The sequence below is a fragment of the Dyadobacter sp. CY345 genome, assembly GCF_021502725.1.
Classification (GTDB): domain Bacteria; phylum Bacteroidota; class Bacteroidia; order Cytophagales; family Spirosomataceae; genus Dyadobacter.
Map to the genome: position 1 here is coordinate 979,741 of NZ_JAKFFS010000001.1, position 16,444 is coordinate 996,184.

Below are 16,444 nucleotides of genomic sequence, written 5' to 3' on the forward strand. Positions count from 1 at the left end.
ATTTTCTTACAAATTCCACCAATAGGTAAGCTTAAGAACAATGGCCCTGCTTTTGACCATAAAATTTTCTGGTAAATAGTTATCTGTATAAACGATAAACAAATCCGACGCCGGTTTGTATCGCCATTGCAGACGAGAGTTCAGGTTGATATTATCTGCCTGATTGTTGTATTGAGCGAAAGTTGTAAAATATAAATTATTACGGAAGGTCACGTCAATGCGCGGGCCGACAAGCCAAAGTTGCGTGCGGTTCCAGGGAGCGTTCAAATGAATGTCGTTATAATTTCCTGCGAGCGCAATGGCCACATAAGGCTGCACACGGTAACCGAGTTCTGTCCTTAAATTAGTTCGGGTTCCGTTGTTATAATATCCGCCAAAAAGTCCGGCGAATGTATAGGTAAATTGCTTCTGCGGGCCAGATATGATTTCAAATCCACCGGATGTCCAATTGTGTTCAGTACCTGTGGCGAGCCTTTCTTTTCCTAGATTGGTTGGATCAAAAGGACGAAGCAGTCGGGTGTAGTTACTTGTCAAATAAGCAGAAATTGTCGCTCGGGTGATGAAATTCAGGTTATAGGAGAAAGTTAATTCACGGTCGCTCAGCGACATCTGTTTGTCCCAATAAATATTGCTCACGAATTTTGGGCCGTGACTAATGATTTTTGGATTTTTTATAAAAAACAAATACCCTACCGTCGGACTAATCTTGTAATAACCATTTCGGGTTGCGTTGGGAACATAACCGACTTCTGCATTGTAATTTGCTCCGACATATTCATGCTGCCACTGCCAGAAAAAATTTGCCCTGCTGAATTTTAAATCCGCCGCATGAACAAAATCATCGCTTGATCTGCCAGGCGTGAAGGATTTTAAAAACATCACTTTTCCCGTCCACAAATTATTGACGCTCGCAAGATTATACTCCGCTCCGATGTTCCGGTTATATCGGTTTGTGTACTGATTTTTTTCCAGTGAATAATTTACAGCATCCCGGTTTATAAAAATAAAACGGACATTTGAGCGGGCAAAAACTTGTCTTTGCAAAGCGAAAACGGCATAATTATTTTTTGGAATAGTATCCTGCGAACCAGTCTGAACATCTAAAACGCCGATCCGCCAATTCTTGTTTAATTTACCGCTCATCCGCGCTCCAAATTGTATCGGAACGCCCAAACCGATGCGCCGTGAGAAAAATGGCCGAATGGTAGCGTACCCGAAGTTCGCGAACAAATCAGCGTTTTCCAGAAAAAACTGTCTTCGCTCAGGAAAGAATAATTCAAAACGGTTAAGATTGGTTTGCTGCACATCGACATCAACCTGCGAAAAATCAGGATTGACAGTCAGGTCAAGATTGAGGGAAGGAGACAAGCCGATTTTGACATCACCGCCAATATTGGTTTTGTATTTATTGGATTGATCGTTCTGGAAGTCTCTTGTTAGCCGCGTCGCGGCATACGGAATAACAGAAATATTTGGTCCCGGACTTGGTGGCGGCTGATCCCAGACCAGTACCCCTGTGTAGGCCAAAGCTGCCGAAGGAAACTGTCTGGGCACAGGAGCCCAGGCTGATTTTTCCGAAATCGTTAAATCCTGGCGGCTGAAATTGATACCCCAACGAGCAATTCCCGACTTATAACGAATACTTTTAAATGGGATGGAGGCCTCCCAAACCCACTTATCCGGATCGTTTTTCACCTCGCTTACCCAACGGTTATCCCAGCTGAGGTCAACCGTTCCGCCGTCACCCATCTGGCCGTCCCATGGAGCACCAGCGGCATTTGCACCAAAAGAAAATCCGTTGGTGCGGTCGTCGAAAGTATCCATGAAAAGTAAAAAGTTGTCATTTTTTCCAAAATTAAAATCACGTTTAAGTGATTCTACAATGATGGAATTTTTGACAGTTTTATAATTCACGACCAGGATATAGATATTATTCGCGTCATAAGACATTTTGACTGTCGTCTGCGCGCGCGAATAACTGGTATCCATCGGTGTGACCATGAAAAAATTTGTGGCCGTTTCAGCAGATTCCCAGGCGGGATCGTCTGGGTCACCGTCGACATTTACAGGCGAAGGGGCGGGGTGAATGTGGTATTGGAATTCTTCATTGGGTTTTTGCGCCATGCAATTTCCAATGAGAAAAAAACATAGCAATAATTTAATTAAAGATTTAGGTAGCACTTTTTCGTTATGGGTAGGAATATGAATTGATAAAAAATTTACAAGGAATCTTGATTGGGTTCTTTAAAAATTTTAGCATCAGCGTAGAATGTTCCGAATGGAATGACAGAGGCAAAAAGGCCCAAAAAAAACTTTTTCCAGCCCCAGCTATATTCAAACACCACCTGGACCAGCAGTACGACATATAGAATAAATAGTACGCCATGGGCCATACCAACAAAACGGACGGGTTGCGGGTAACCAGCCCAATATTTTAAGGGCATTGCAATACCCAGGAGAATCAATAATGAGGTACCTTCAAGAAATGCAATAAAACGTAGTCTGCCCAAAGCAGTTTTGAGTAAATTGGCTAACATGAATAATAAAGAGTAATTTAAAATGCATCGTTCAATTGTAAAGATAACATTTAAGCGGTTTACGGGAGCAGTCGAGCAGCATAAATGCCTCAGTGTGCGAGAAAAAAGAACGGAAACGTGGATATAGCTCAAACTTTCCTATTAATAATGTGAAAAAATTTTCCTGAATTTAAAACAAAGGTGGAACTTGCAAAGTTTTTACTTAATGGCACCAGCATTTCATCAACTTAACTAATCTCATAGACAGTGAGTAAATTATTTTTTTCCTTCTTCATGGTATTAATTGTCTCACCAGCAATTGCCCAGAAATACAAAGTAGCAGGAATTATTAAAAACGAAGAAGGAAAAGGAATAGGAGGGGTGTTGGTTCAGGAGTCAGGAACAAATGCCAACGCTACCACAAATCAATACGGTATCTATGAAATGCGAGTGCATTACGGAAATGCAACACTCATCGTGACGGCGGAAGGTTTTTACAAGGTTAAAAGAGACATAAAGGGAATTGGTACGCAAAATTTTGTTCTCAACGCTATATCGAAGTCCCGGCAAAAAGGTATCGTGGGTTCGCGTAATCTGAATAGTACGGAAGCAGATTTAGTATCACCTGTTGAAATTATTGATGTAAAAAAAATCGCTGGTCTGAATGGGCAGTTCGATCTTCCGCAGCTGCTCCAGTATGTTTCCGGATCATTTAACTCAAACAGACAACTTGGTGCGGATGGCACAGATCTGATAGACGCTTCTTCAATTCATGGTATGGGGCCGGATCAGATGTTGGTTCTGGTGAATGGAAAAAGGCGCCACCAATCCTCATTGATTAATTTGTCAGGAACACGAGGACGAGGCAATACAAGTTTTGATTTCAGTACAATTCCTGTTGCCTCTATCGACCGGATCGAAATTTTACGGGATGGCGCCGTTGCTCAGTACGGTTCGGATGCGGTTTCCGGTGTCATCAATATTGTTTTAAAAGAAAATACGGATGGATTTACGGCCAATGCAAATGGTGGAATCCGTATGGCAAAATTCAACCGTGATTCGAGCAGTTGGGATGGATTAAATTATAACGGAAATATTAATTATGGGACGAAAATCGCTAAGGCAGGTTTTCTGAATGTAACGGCCGACTATAATTTTTTGGACCATACCAATCGCGCCGATACACAGGATGATTCTTTGGTAAGAAAACAGTTTGGCGATCCGAGAATTTATAACGGAAGCCTAAGTTACAACACCGTAATTCCTGTCTACAGAAAAACCGAAATATATAGTTTCGGAACGGCCAGTTATCGACAGGGCGAAACTTATGGCTGGACACGCGGCGCAAAGGACTCGACTAATTTTATCAAGTTATATCCAAATGGTTTCGATCCGCTGGTATCCAGAGTCGTCGATGACAGATCGATTACGCTTGGCGTCAGGACAGTTTGGAATCGGTTCAATGTTGATCTGAGCCACACTTACGGTTTTAATAAGTTCAGCTACAAAGTGAAAAATTCTCTAAACAAATCCTTCGGAATGGATACAACGCGATCTGTTTTTGAAGCAGGAGGTTTTCAGACATCACAAAATGTGTCCAATCTTGATATCTCAACTTTTTATGATGATATCCTGAATGGCGTTCATTTGGCTTTTGGCGCGGAATACCGGTCGGATCGTTATAAGATTAATGTTGGAAATCCGCTTTCGTGGAGAACCTACAATCCTTTAAAATTTGGCGGTGCGCAGGGTTTTAAAGGATATGGAGATACGGAAGCAATTGACCAGAAAAGATATAATGCAGCAGGATACGTAGATATCGAAGCAAAATTTGACGAAAGTTTTTCGGTAAATGCAGCCGGTCGTTTTGATTATTACAACGATCTGGGAAGTGCTGTGAGCGGAAAAGCGGGTGTGCGGTACAAGATTACGGATGCGCTTAGTGTTCGGGGTGCATACGGACTGGGTTTCAGAGCGCCTTCATTGGCTCAGCAGCATTACAGTTATGATATTCTCATACCTTCTTTGGCAAACCTTGAATGGCCACAATCTAATGTCATCACAAGGTCTGGAAGTGAGGTTAGCAAAGCGATTGCAGCGCCAGACCTGAAAATGGAAATTTCACATAATGGAAGTGCCGGGATTATTTTCGCCTCTGATAAGAATTTTTCTGTTGCCCTGGACGGATATTATGTCAGAGTTCAGAACCGGATTATTTTAACAGGAGCCGTTGATGCAAATGACAGACAGATAGGAGCAGTACTAAAAAGGCTTAATGTTGCACAAGTCCGTTTTTTTACAAATTCGTTGACAACCTCAACGGCGGGTGCTGATCTGACTTTGAAATATATTTCTGAGCTTGGAACAGGGAAATTGACTACGATACTATCAGCGAACTATAACACGATGAGTATTGATACAATAAAAACGCATGAAAGACTGGACGGAAAACAGGCAAATTATCTTGACCGACGAGAACGTTATTTTATCCTGGCCTCTGCGCCTCCGATGAAGATTAATCTGACGTTGGATTACAATGTCGGCTCGCTTACACTTATGGTCCGTGGTACCTATTTTGACAAGATTCAATTAATCAACCGGAATTTCGGGGCAAGAGACAGAAGTGGAAAGCCATTTACCGAAAACGATTTTATTGATACTTATAAATCCATGATCCAGGCGGATGCGACATTGGGTTTAAAAGTAAATGAAAAATTATCGTTGGCGGTTGGTGGAAGTAATTTGCTAAATGCATATCCCACCATGTCAAGAGCAAACCGGACAGAATCCGGCGGTGCCTGGGATTCCGTGCAGGCCGGAAATAATGGTTCGTTTTTCTTTACCAAAATTTATTACCATTTCTGAGTCATGAAGTCGTATTTTATCAGTGCCTTTTTATTGTTTTCAACGATCAGTTATGCTCAGCCTTGTTCGTTACTGACGGACACATTCCGGGAAGCTGATAAACTCCGTAGCGAAAAGGAAGAATTTCAACGGTTTCGTTTCAGTGAAAACCAGCTTGATCAGGTCCAAGTATTGCCAGGTTTGGATAAGGGTATAACGAATATCAGAATTTTGCAGAAAGTTCTTGATCAGGATTTCGATTCATATACGAAAAACTTATTCTGGCAGCTGGATGAAAAACTGGCGACGCATCGCTTGGAAGAGGTGAAAAAAGAGTGTCCGGAAACCAGTTTTAAAGTTTATGAAGACGAAATTGTTTTTTATAAATCAAAATACAGAGCTTTTGATCCTGAGAAAGACAAACTAGTTAAACCAAATTGAAAAGTACTTTTAACTAAAAAAATAACCAACCGAATGTTCCGGCTGGTTATTTTTTTAGTGTTTATTGATACTTAAACCGCAGCAGCTTTTCTGTTTGTCTTTGGTTTTAAAACACCTGCATTTTCCTTATCGCGCATTTTTATGAAGTCTTTGAAGCGACGAACCGTTGCCATAATAAACCCGATAACCAGTACAAAAGTACCCAGCCAAAGGATATTGATCAAAGGCTTTTCAGTTGCTTTCATCACAATAAAGTCGCGTTGAGTCGTGTTCACGGCAAAAGTGAATTTTCCCGTTGAAGGATCGATTTCCTGGAACTGAACACGGAAACCAAGGTCTTTATTTACTTCCGGTTTGCGGGCAACCAAACGATCACGTATCACAAAAGAAGGCGTTATAACAAATTCCTGATCCTTATCAAGCACACGGATCATGGCTTTAACAGCAGCATCGCCTTCGCCAAGTTTCATTCCCTCAACTTCTTCCGTCCGTACCACGTTTTCCAGAATTGCAACATAGTCGTTTACAAAAAAGGTATCACGCATACTGATCGTGAAATTTTCAGTCGGGCTCCAAACTGGCTCTGCCGTCGGATTTGTCACCATCGAAACGTAGGTATACAAATCTTTATCCAGTTCGCGCTGAATGTCAGGAGACGAGACCAAACCCATTCTCGGATTGATCTGTGCACGAGGGAACAGGTTGAAAACACGTCCTGACGGTTCGCGGTACTCAATTTCGTAATAGAAATTCTCAGGAAAAACTTCAATCGTGTCGCCTTTTGAATTGTACTTTTTATCATTAACAACAATATCACGAAGTGCAACGGCATGGAAATCATTCTCGATCATATCCACCCAGCTTTTTGGAATATAACCAGGAATATGACGGGGTTCCACGCGGACATCGCGCCAGGTCAACATGTAGTCACCCATTTTTTCAGGCTTATTCAGCCACAGAGTTATGTTTTCCTTGTTTTCTTTATTATCGTTATTAGTAAATTCTGCGCTACGGGAAATCATCAAACCGGAATTGTTGATCGAAACCACCCTGGTATAGGCAGAAGAAAACAGAATTCCAAGAAGCATCAAAGCTACACCGATATGCGTAACTGCGCCGCCGGATAAGCTGTAATTCCCTTTAAGAATCTGAAAGAGAATAGCTCCATTGGAAACGATCGCGAAAATTGACGTAGTCAGAAGTACAATATACTGGATTTCTTTAATTCCCTGGTAAGTAATGACCGCCGCACTGATTATTAATGCTATAAGCAACGGATTGTATAAAACCTGCAATTTGTCTTTTCCCACACGTTTCCACCAGAAATACTGACCGATACCGGTAAGCACGATGATTAGTGAGAAAAACCACAACTGGAATTTATTGTAATGTGCAATCTGATCAGCTGGAAGCGCCATATTCAATACGCCTCCAAAAGCTTCTGCAATTTTATTATAAACCGGAATAGAAGTAGTCGCCAAGATCTGGAAACCGGAAAGACAGAGTAAAGTAGCACCGATAAAAATCCAGAATTCCTGAGAATAAGTAGAAACTTCTTCTTCGTCCGAAGGCAGGTCTTTCCAGCGATATATCAATAACGCAATGGCAACAACTGTGAAAGTCAGAAGGTAAATCAGCAACTGACCGGACAATCCCAAATCAGTAAATGAGTGGACCGACGCATTTCCTAAAACCCCGCTACGCGTCATAAACGTAGAATAAAGGATCAGGATAAAAGTTGCAATAGCGAGGATAAAGGACGTTTTAAGCGCAGTTGCATTTCTTCTTGCAATGATCATGGTGTGAATCGCCGCAATCAGGATCAGCCAGGGAACGATAGAAGAGTTTTCCACCGGATCCCAGTTCCAGTAACTGCCGAAATTAAGCGTTTCATAAGCCCAGTAAGCTCCCATCAAAATACCAACGCCCAGAACCAAAGCTGAGAACAAAGCCCATGGCAACGCAGGACGAACCCATTCATGTATTTTTTTAGTCCATAAACCAGCAATCGCGAAGGAGAATGGAATCAGTGTTGTAGCAAAACCAAGGAATAAAGTCGGCGGGTGGATAACCATCCAGTAATTCTGTAAAAGCGGATTTAAACCGTTGCCGTCTTTGGCGATAAAGTTAGGATCCATCTGGTATACAGGAAGATCCGGCATTACTTCCTTCATCAAAAGGAAAGGTGTTGAGCCAATTTTCAGATCAAGACCCGGAATTACGACACCCAGGATCATGGAAGTCAAAAACGCTTGAACCAATGCAAAAATGGTCATAACAGGAGCTTCCCATGAACGGTTCGAGAAAATCAGGATCGAGCCAAGTACGACATTCCAGAAAATCCAAAGTAAAAAACTACCTTCCTGATCCTGCCAGAAACTGGAAATCGTGTAACCGGTTGGTAAAGAAAGCGAGGAGTTTTTCCACGCATAGTGATACTCGAAATAGTGATTTCCGATAATCCAGTATAGCGAAAAAACAATTCCCAGAACACATAATGCGTGAATTGAGAATACAACTCTGGCATATTTTTTCCAGGACGAAACCTCGCCTAACGGAGTTCCGATAAGTCCTGCTTTGAAATAAGCGAAAACCGCCAGCAAAGCAGATGCAAATGCAATGATTGTGAGCAGGTGGCCTGCACTTCCGATGGTAGTATGAATCATGATTTAGATGCGGTTGCCTCAGTCGTTTCCATTTTACCGTTTTCATATTTCGAAGGACACTTCATCAGGATTTTCTCTGCTGCAAAGGTGCCATTCTCCATTTTTCCAACGACCACAACCTGTTCTGATTTGTCAAAGTCCTGCGGTTTTGTACTTCTGTAAACCACCTTTTGAACCATATTTTTATTATCGATCAAAGAAAATTCAAAATAATTGGGGTCAATCTCCGGATAGTACTGCATATCGACAATCTGTCCGGAAGCATTTTTCGGCAACTTCCCAACTACGTGAATACTTTCGTTATCACCGTCTTCCGCCATTTCTTTGGCTTTCCCGAAATCAACATAAGTACTTGCATCACCTGCGGTTGAAACGATAATTCCAATAGCAACGGCGATTATAATAAGACCTAATAATTGGATCTTTTTCATATTATTTACTTGATATTTAACTCTTTTTCAATTCTACTAACCTTGGAATCCACGCGAAACATATTGATCGCTATACCTGCCAGAACGATAGCCACAACAGCCACGACAACCCAAATCTTTCCATCTGCTCTCAGTTTGTCAGCCATTTCTACCTGATCGCCAGCTTGGGCAAGCAGGATTTGCGGCAAGGACAAGAGCGTCATTAAAAGGAGAATTATTTTTTTCATGATGATATAATCTTAACGAAATTAAACTTTGATTGTTATTGGTGCGCGCTGACGGCAGTATTCGTGTTCGCAATATTTTCGCGCAGGTATCTGTTAATTCTTTTCACTCTCACTCTAAGTTCAATCAGCCAAACGCCCATAAGGGTCCAGCCAATAATCGCAGGATAAAACACTTTACGCATTTCATTATTCATGTCATACGAGCTGAATGCCGGATTTCCACCGTTTCCAGGGTGTAGCGAGTCTGTTAATCTTGGCAGAATATAGATCAATGGAATGAAAACAGCGAAAGCCAAAATGTTATAAACAGATGAGATTCTTGCCTTGCGCTGCTCGTCTTCGAATGAACTTCTAAGCAACATATAAGCCAGGTACATCAACATCCCAACCGCCGCGCCGTTCAGTTTTGGATCATTAGGCCATGGATCGCCCCAGGTATAATTCGCCCAAACCGAACCCGTAAGACAACCCAAAATGCCGAAAAACAAACCTCCCTTTGCAAATTCACTCGCTTTGTCGTCATGATCCAGCGAACCGCTTCTTAAATATTTGAAAGCGAAAATCATGGATGTGAAAAGCATTATCGTCATGGACATCCACAAGGCGACATGAAAATACGTATTCCGGATACTTTCGTTTAATATAGGCTGATGTGGAACTGGTCCCATAAATCCTACGATAACAACGTAGAATAATATGAGTATACAAAGAATCTTCCACCAATATTTCTTCATAATATATTGATTATTAGGGTACTGATTTTGGTAAAAAAGCTGGTTGAGTTATAACAATATTTAGTTAAATCTCATTCCGGTTATTGGTAAATAAATTAGCTTCTCCATAAAAAGGGGAAAAGCAGGTAACTCAATGTGATAACAATTAAATCGATGGATAACAGCGTGGTGATTTCGTCAACGCTGACACTCCAGTCCAACCCATCCATTGCATTTTTTGCCAAACGTATGGTCATTAAAAGCATTGGCAGTATGATCGGAAAGCTTAAAACGGCCATTAGCGTTGCATTATTCTCTGCTTTCGAAGCTATTCCGGCTACCAACGTAAGTACCGAAGCGAAACCAATTGCAGACAATAAAATACATATCAGATACAACCCTACATCCTGAACCGGATTTCCCATTACAAATGCATAAAAGCCAAAACCGATTCCGGCAAGCAGCAGCATGATCAGGGAATTGTAAATAATTTTTGAAACAATGATGGCCTGCGGACTGCATAGATTGTAATAGTAAATCAAGCGCCCATAACGTTCCTGCGAAAAACTTTTTGCAATTGCATTCACGGCCGTAAACAAAATAATGATCCAGAAAAGTGTATTCCAAACAATAGGAGTGAGTTGGCCCCGGCGAAGATTAAAACTGAGGTAACATACGAATACTGTGGATACTACATAGAGTAACATACCACTCAACGCATATTTTTGTCGCCATTCCAGCGTCACTTCTTTCCAAATGAGGGTTTTTATCTCGCTCAATACTTTTTGCTATCGGCAGTCAGCTGTCGGCTTCCGGCGCGGTGATTATTTTTGTTACTCTTGCTTTCAGACATTGGCCTTTCGCGTTGCAAAAGTACGACACAAAACCCGAGCGTAATAATATAAACGGGATGTTTTTGCATGATTTATAGCAGGGTTTTGTTAAATGATCACGTAACTGTTTGAAATCCGGGCAGAGAATGCTTAATTTGCACTTACGTATATTTAATCTAAATAAGCTAATATGTCAGTTCGTACAGTTTCTCAGCTCCAAAAAGGGGAGAAGGCAGTCATCAGATCATTTTCCGATCGCCTGATGTCTTTGAAATTATTGGAAATGGGATGTGTGCCAGGTTGTGAGGTACGTCTGGATGCGGTTGCCCCTCTGGGCGACCCGATTTGTATAAATGTAGGTGGTTGTTATTCTTTATCTTTACGCTTAAACGAAGCTTCAACAATAGAAATTGAATAGCTCGTTTCTCGTTCTTTTTTGCTATTACCATTGAAACAAGAAAATATAAAAATTGCCCTCGTAGGAAACCCTAATGCCGGAAAATCAACATTATTTAATGCTTTAACAGGCTTACGACAAAAAACAGGGAATTTTCCGGGAGTTACGGTAGAGAAAAAATCAGGTACTTTCAGATTAGTTGGTGGGAGTGGACAACCGGACAGAGATGTAACTGTTGTGGATTTACCCGGGACATACAGCGTATATCCAAAGTCTGCGGATGAAGGCGTTGTGATGGATATTTTGGCAAACCCAAAACATCCGGACTATCCTGATGCTGTGATTGTGGTTGTAGATGCTTCGAATCTTCAAAGAAATCTTCTTCTTTTTACGGAAATAAATGATCTCGGTTTACCGACTATTCTGGCATTGAATATGCTGGATGTTGCGGCAAGTATGAAATTGACGGTCAACGCGGTTCAGCTGGCAATGCAGTTAAATGTGCCGGTGGTGAAAATAAATGCGCGCACAGGTGAGGGCGTTCCAATCTTGCAGCAGGCTGTCAGTACGCTGGTGGATAAAAAAGAAAAACCTTCAGTTAAGTATTTTTATGTTCCGAAGGGAAATGAGCCTGCATTGATTGAAGAGGTGAAATCGTTGCATCAGCTTGATAATGATTACGTTGCATTACAATATGTTTGTCAGCATGATAATTTTTCCTTTCTCGCACAGCCGGTAAGAGCAAAACTTGACGGCCTGATTGAGAAATATGAGTTTGATGAAACTGGTTTTCTTGCTGAGGAAACCATCGCGCGTTATAAAACGATCAAACCTATCGTTGATAAGGCGGTAAAGTCCGAAGGGATTTCTGAGCAGCCACTTTGGACGCGCAAACTCGACAAAATTTTACTACATCCATTCTGGGGTTATGTAACTTTCGCAATAATTCTGATGGTCATCTTTCAGGCCATTTTTGCCTGGGCGTCTTACCCTATGGACTGGATTGACGAAAATACCGCAGCTTTGATTGGTTGGACAAAAGAAGTACTTCCGGCAGGAGTTCTGAATGATTTGTTAACCGATGGTATCATGGCAGGAATTGGTGGGGTGATTATCTTTATTCCACAGATTGCAATTCTTTTCGGACTGGTTTCTTTGCTTGAAGAATCCGGTTATATGGCCAGGGTTATGGTGATTATGGATAAGGTAATGCGAAAATTCGGACTGAACGGGCGCAGTGTTGTTCCGCTTATTTCTGGTGTTGCATGCGCGGTGCCGGCTATTATGACTACCAGAAGTATCAGCAGTCGGCATGAGAGACTTTTGACTATTCTGGTAACGCCGATCATGAGCTGTTCCGCCCGACTTCCTATTTACAGTATCCTGATTGCTTTGATAATTCCTTCAACAAAAGTGTTGGGGATTTTTAATATGCAGGGTCTGGTCTTATTCGGTCTTTACTTTTTAGGTTTGGCCGGTGCGTTGGTCTCGGCCTGGATTTTGTCCTTGTTTATAAAAAGAACGGAGCCAGGTTATTTCATGCTCGAAATGCCTACTTATAAACTTCCGCGCTGGGGACATGTTGGTTTTATGATGTATGACAGCGTAAAATCTTTCGTGCTGGAAGCCGGTAAAATTATCCTTGCGATCTCCATAATCCTCTGGGTTTTATCATCATATGGTCCGAGTGATCATATGGAAGTTGCTGAGAAAAAAGTGGTGATGTCAATGTCCTCAGCCTCGGCTGAGGAAAGGGGTGCTGCCGTTGCGTCAGCCCGATTGGAAAACTCTTATGCAGGGAACTTCGGAAGGTTTATTGAGCCTGCTATTCGGCCGTTAGGTTATGATTGGAAAATAGGAATTGCCTTACTGGCCTCATTCGCCGCGCGCGAAGTTTTCGTTGGAACTATGGCGACTATTTACAGCATCAGCGGAGATTCGGAGGATGTTTTGACTGTAAAACAGAGACTTGTGCAGGAGAAAAATGATCAGGGCGGGCCTATGTATACTCCCGCGGTTTGCTATTCCTTGCTGATATTTTACGTTTTTGCGATGATGTGTATGAGCACAATCGCAGTTGTTTACCGCGAAACGCATGGCTGGAAATGGCCGTTAATTCAATTGGGATATCTGATGGTACTGGCTTATGTTTCGGCATTTGCTGTTTATCAGCTTATGAGCTAGTTATCCAGTTCTGCCGTTTTTTTTATTACAGATAATAGAAACTTTTATTACCCGTCGGATGGTCGAAAAAGCCATCCGACGGGATGCTCGAACCGTCCGACGGCTTTTTCTGCCGTCGGACGGGTAATAAACAAGTTCACAAAAACAATTTACCAGCCCAAAGTCTCCACAATATCCGACGCAATCATAGCCGTTTGGGTCTTCTTTTCTGCTGCTCTGTCGCCAGCCAATCCATGTTGGTATACGCCAAAAATGGCAGCCTGTTCAGGTGTATATTTTTGCGCCAGCAAAGCTGTTAAAACTCCTGTCAAAACATCTCCGCTGCCTCCCGTTGCCATACCCGCGTTTCCGGTTGAGTTAAAATGAACATCTCCGTTTGTAAGTATTACAGCAGTAAATGCTCCTTTCAGGATAATAATGACATTGTATTTTTTTGCAAAATTTCTCGCAAGTTCCAGTCTGTTAAATTCATTTGAAGATTCGCCGGCCAATCTTTGGAATTCTTTTGGGTGCGGTGATAAAATCGTTTTGGGAGGAAGTTTATCGAGCAGATCAGGATGTTTGGAAAGAATATTCAAAGCATCTGCATCCACAATTAGCGGAACTTTTATTTTGTCCAAAAGCTCATCCAGCATCCGGACTGTCAGCGGTTCCTGGCCAATGCCAGGCCCTATTCCTATTGCGGAATAAGAGTCCAGCTCAGGAAGGATTGTAATAATCCGCTGGTTACGATCCACAGAAAGCATCGCTTCGGGAAGTGAAATTTGTAAAATCTGATAGCCGCATTCCGGTACGTGAACTGTCAGTAAGCCGACGCCTGAATGGAGACAAGCTCTTGACGAAAGTACTGCCGCGCCCATTTTACCATAACTTCCTGCGAAAATCAGCGCATATCCAAAGGTGCCTTTATGCGAAAACTTTTCCCGTTTTTTAGTCAGTGCCTCGCCTGCCAATTTATCCGTATAATAATATGGAGTAAAAGTCTGCTCAATGAATTCTTTGTCTAAACCTATATCAACTACGTGCCAGTCACCGGTAAATTCAGCGTTTTGAGGCATCATAAACGCTAGTTTTGGTGACTGAAAAGTAACTGTATGATTCGGTTTGACAATCGTGTCGGATTTTTCCTTCGTTTGATCAACATACAAACCACTTGCAATATCAACTGATATAATGGTTCCCGAAGCTTGATTTATTGATTCAATAACCTCTTGTAATAAACCAGTTACCGGGCGGGAAAGTCCTGAGCCCAGCAATGCATCAATAACAATCTGATCGCTGTGCAATTCCGGCATCGCGTGTGATTCATAGATTGACTGAACCTGCAAATTTCCTTCCAGCCGTTCGAGATTCTGTTTAAAATCATCACTTCCATTTTCCGTATATTCTACCACAAAAATCCGAACATGAAATCCTTTTTCGCTTAGGAGTCTGGCAATGGCTAATCCGTCACCTCCATTATTCCCTTTTCCGCAAAAAACGGAAACGGATTTGCTGATATCAAAACAATTGATAAACCAGTTTACAAAGGCTAGCGAGGCCCGTTCCATAAGATCCAGCGATGAAATGGGTTCATTTTTTATTGTATGTGCGTCGAGTGCCCGAATCTGTTCTGCGTTTAATATTTTCATAACCAGTTATCCAAGTTGTGATGTCAAAGTTAAAATCCTGATAATGGATGCAATCACTAATATTATTCCATTGCAAAAATGGCATATTTTATCTGCAAAAAACTGTCGTAACGCTTTCACATATTAATAATTAATCTTAGCTTTGCACTCGTTTTCGCAATAGCTGTTTTGAATGAAGGGGCGTCACCCCATCCGCTGGAAGCAAGTTGCAATTTCAATTTCATTATAAAGCATCGTCATGAGCGAATTAATTAAACTTGTAGAAGCTACGATTGAAAATCGTACCTCCGAGTATCCTGTGTTTAAAGCAGGTGACACGATCAACGTACACGTTAAGATCAGAGAAGGTAACAAAGAACGTATTCAGCAGTTTCAAGGTACGGTAATGCAACGCCGTAATTTGAGCGGAAGTGGAGAAACTTTCACTGTGCGTAAAATTTCTAACGGAATTGCAGTTGAACGTATTTTCCCAATCCTTTCACCAAGTATCGCGAAAATCGAATTGATCCGTCGTGGTAAGGTGCGTCGTGCGCGTTTGTTCTTCTTACGCGGTCGTCAGGGTAAAGCTGCTCGTATTAAAGAGCTTAAAGTAGCGAAGGCATAAGATATTTTCTTCGAACGAAATTAAAAACCCTGCATCAGAATCTTTTCTTTGCAGGGTTTTGTTGTTTTACTTGAAAGTGGCCGCGGCGCGGTTGGTGATTAACTTCGCATTAGTTATAAATTTAGAAAAACCTTAAAACGATTGCCGAAAGCCGATCGCCGACAGCCAAAATGGAAATTCCTTTTTTTAAATACCAGGGTACGGGAAATGATTTTGTAATGATTGATAATCGTTCCGGATATTTTCCTTCATCGCAGAAATTAATCGAATCACTTTGTCACCGCCGCTTTGGAATCGGAGCGGATGGATTGATACTTCTGGAAAATGCGGAAGGATATGATTTCCGTATGGTTTATTTTAATGCCGACGGACGGGAAGGAAGTATGTGTGGAAATGGTGGCCGGTGCGCTGTTCGTTTTGCGCATGATCTTGGAATGTTTGATCAGGAAACTTCTTTCATAGCAGTTGATGGACCGCATGAAGGTGTCGCTACCAAAGAAATAATTCGTCTGAAAATGGGATCAGTAAACGGTGTGGAACGTCACGAAAAGTATGATTTTCTGAATACTGGTTCACCGCATTATGTGACTTATGTAGATGATATTCAGGAAACCGAAGTTGTCAGTATCGGAAAAGATATTCGATACGGTTCTGAATTTGGGCCTAAGGGAGGTACAAATGTTAATTTTGTTCAATTGCTTGGCGAAAATCACATCAGTGTCAGAACTTATGAGCGTGGGGTAGAAGACGAAACTTATTCTTGCGGAACTGGTGTAACGGCCTGTGTTTTATCTGCACACCTACGTGAAGGATGGAACGGGCTGGTTACGGTGGAGACTTTGGGTGGAACTTTACAAGTCGATTATTTGGAAAAAGACCGATCGAAATTTGATGATATCTATTTGATTGGACCTGCTGTGAGGGTTTTTGAAGGAAATGTAAATATCTGAGTCGAAA

General features: G+C 41.8%; 15 protein-coding genes. 6 read left to right on the plus strand and 9 right to left on the minus strand.

All coding sequences use genetic code 11. The features are described 5' to 3' along the window. Positions 1-6: 6 nt before the first annotated feature. Positions 7-2,124 carry a DUF5916 domain-containing protein gene (locus L0657_RS04110; RefSeq protein WP_235149126.1) on the minus strand — a complete coding sequence of 706 codons (2,118 nt, stop codon included), beginning with the start codon at positions 2,122-2,124 and terminating at the stop codon, positions 7-9. Between the two features lie 95 nt (positions 2,125-2,219). Beyond that, the gene (locus L0657_RS04115; RefSeq protein ID WP_235149127.1) at positions 2,220-2,537 is read right to left on the minus strand and encodes a DUF3817 domain-containing protein; all 318 of its coding nucleotides are present in this window, start codon (positions 2,535-2,537) and stop codon (positions 2,220-2,222) included. Between the two features lie 246 nt (positions 2,538-2,783). Here L0657_RS04115 and L0657_RS04120 point away from each other — a divergent pair, with 246 nt between their 5' ends. Both L0657_RS04120 and L0657_RS04125 read left to right on the plus strand, forming a co-directional pair. Beyond that, complete coding sequence (locus tag L0657_RS04120) at positions 2,784-5,381, plus strand: TonB-dependent receptor domain-containing protein (protein ID WP_235149128.1); 2,598 nt, start codon at positions 2,784-2,786, stop codon at positions 5,379-5,381. 3 nt (positions 5,382-5,384) lie between these two features. Next, positions 5,385-5,801 (plus strand): hypothetical protein, encoded by a 417-nt coding sequence (locus L0657_RS04125; RefSeq protein WP_235149129.1) that lies wholly within the window; start codon positions 5,385-5,387, stop codon positions 5,799-5,801. 71 nt (positions 5,802-5,872) lie between these two features. On the opposite strand, the gene ccsA (L0657_RS04130) is transcribed toward L0657_RS04125, so the two are convergent. From ccsA (L0657_RS04130) to L0657_RS04155, 6 genes are all read right to left on the minus strand, one after another. Then, entirely contained in the window at positions 5,873-8,467 is a 2,595-nt protein-coding gene (ccsA, locus tag L0657_RS04130) for a cytochrome c biogenesis protein CcsA (RefSeq protein WP_235149130.1), read from the minus strand. Further along, positions 8,464-8,898 (minus strand): cytochrome c maturation protein CcmE, encoded by a 435-nt coding sequence (locus L0657_RS04135; protein WP_235149131.1) that lies wholly within the window; start codon positions 8,896-8,898, stop codon positions 8,464-8,466. Before L0657_RS04135 ends, ccsA (L0657_RS04130) begins: the two co-directional genes overlap by 4 nt. Positions 8,899-8,903: 5 nt before the next feature. Continuing rightward, a complete protein-coding gene (locus L0657_RS04140) occupies positions 8,904-9,101 on the minus strand; it encodes a CcmD family protein (protein ID WP_255717736.1) in 198 nt (65 codons plus the stop codon). A gap of 59 nt (positions 9,102-9,160) precedes the next feature. After that, positions 9,161-9,859, minus strand: a complete 699-nt coding sequence (gene ccsA, locus L0657_RS04145; RefSeq protein ID WP_235149133.1) for a cytochrome c biogenesis protein CcsA — start codon at positions 9,857-9,859, stop codon at positions 9,161-9,163. Between the two features lie 95 nt (positions 9,860-9,954). Then, entirely contained in the window at positions 9,955-10,617 is a 663-nt protein-coding gene (locus L0657_RS04150) for a heme exporter protein CcmB (protein WP_235149134.1), read from the minus strand. Continuing rightward, positions 10,614-10,760 carry a hypothetical protein gene (locus tag L0657_RS04155; RefSeq protein ID WP_235149135.1) on the minus strand — a complete coding sequence of 49 codons (147 nt, stop codon included), beginning with the start codon at positions 10,758-10,760 and terminating at the stop codon, positions 10,614-10,616. The genes L0657_RS04150 and L0657_RS04155 overlap by 4 nt, the downstream gene beginning before the upstream one ends. A gap of 101 nt (positions 10,761-10,861) precedes the next feature. On the opposite strand from L0657_RS04155, the gene L0657_RS04160 reads away from it, so the two are divergent. Together L0657_RS04160 and feoB are read left to right on the plus strand one after the other, a co-directional pair. Further along, entirely contained in the window at positions 10,862-11,089 is a 228-nt protein-coding gene (locus L0657_RS04160; RefSeq protein ID WP_090335077.1) for a FeoA family protein, read from the plus strand. Positions 11,090-11,119: 30 nt separating this feature from the next. Beyond that, positions 11,120-13,252, plus strand: a complete 2,133-nt coding sequence (gene feoB, locus L0657_RS04165) for a ferrous iron transport protein B (RefSeq protein ID WP_235149136.1) — start codon at positions 11,120-11,122, stop codon at positions 13,250-13,252. A gap of 149 nt (positions 13,253-13,401) precedes the next feature. On the opposite strand, the gene L0657_RS04170 is transcribed toward feoB, so the two are convergent. After that, the gene (locus L0657_RS04170) at positions 13,402-14,883 is read right to left on the minus strand and encodes an NAD(P)H-hydrate dehydratase (protein WP_235149137.1); all 1,482 of its coding nucleotides are present in this window, start codon (positions 14,881-14,883) and stop codon (positions 13,402-13,404) included. A 238-nt stretch (positions 14,884-15,121) separates the two neighbouring features. Here L0657_RS04170 and rplS point away from each other — a divergent pair, with 238 nt between their 5' ends. Both rplS and dapF read left to right on the plus strand, forming a co-directional pair. Continuing rightward, complete coding sequence (rplS, locus tag L0657_RS04175; protein ID WP_137340618.1) at positions 15,122-15,487, plus strand: 50S ribosomal protein L19; 366 nt, start codon at positions 15,122-15,124, stop codon at positions 15,485-15,487. A gap of 170 nt (positions 15,488-15,657) precedes the next feature. Beyond that, positions 15,658-16,437 carry a diaminopimelate epimerase gene (gene dapF, locus L0657_RS04180; RefSeq protein ID WP_235149138.1) on the plus strand — a complete coding sequence of 260 codons (780 nt, stop codon included), beginning with the start codon at positions 15,658-15,660 and terminating at the stop codon, positions 16,435-16,437. Positions 16,438-16,444: the final 7 nt, after the last annotated feature.

Bases quoted from the DNA above. Each gene is read 5' to 3' on its own strand.
- L0657_RS04110 (WP_235149126.1), bottom strand. From the start codon at position 2,124: ATGGCGCAAAAACCCAATGAAGAATTCCAATACCACATTCACCCCGCC.
- L0657_RS04115 (WP_235149127.1), bottom strand. From the start codon at position 2,537: ATGTTAGCCAATTTACTCAAAACTGCTTTGGGCAGACTACGTTTTATT.
- L0657_RS04125 (WP_235149129.1), top strand. From the start codon at position 5,385: ATGAAGTCGTATTTTATCAGTGCCTTTTTATTGTTTTCAACGATCAGT.
- ccsA (WP_235149130.1), bottom strand. From the start codon at position 8,467: ATGATTCATACTACCATCGGAAGTGCAGGCCACCTGCTCACAATCATT.
- L0657_RS04135 (WP_235149131.1), bottom strand. From the start codon at position 8,898: ATGAAAAAGATCCAATTATTAGGTCTTATTATAATCGCCGTTGCTATT.
- L0657_RS04140 (WP_255717736.1), bottom strand. From the start codon at position 9,101: ATGACGCTCTTGTCCTTGCCGCAAATCCTGCTTGCCCAAGCTGGCGAT.
- ccsA (WP_235149133.1), bottom strand. From the start codon at position 9,859: ATGAAGAAATATTGGTGGAAGATTCTTTGTATACTCATATTATTCTAC.
- L0657_RS04155 (WP_235149135.1), bottom strand. From the start codon at position 10,760: ATGCAAAAACATCCCGTTTATATTATTACGCTCGGGTTTTGTGTCGTA.
- L0657_RS04160 (WP_090335077.1), top strand. From the start codon at position 10,862: ATGTCAGTTCGTACAGTTTCTCAGCTCCAAAAAGGGGAGAAGGCAGTC.
- L0657_RS04170 (WP_235149137.1), bottom strand. From the start codon at position 14,883: ATGAAAATATTAAACGCAGAACAGATTCGGGCACTCGACGCACATACA.
- rplS (WP_137340618.1), top strand. From the start codon at position 15,122: ATGAGCGAATTAATTAAACTTGTAGAAGCTACGATTGAAAATCGTACC.
- dapF (WP_235149138.1), top strand. From the start codon at position 15,658: ATGGAAATTCCTTTTTTTAAATACCAGGGTACGGGAAATGATTTTGTA.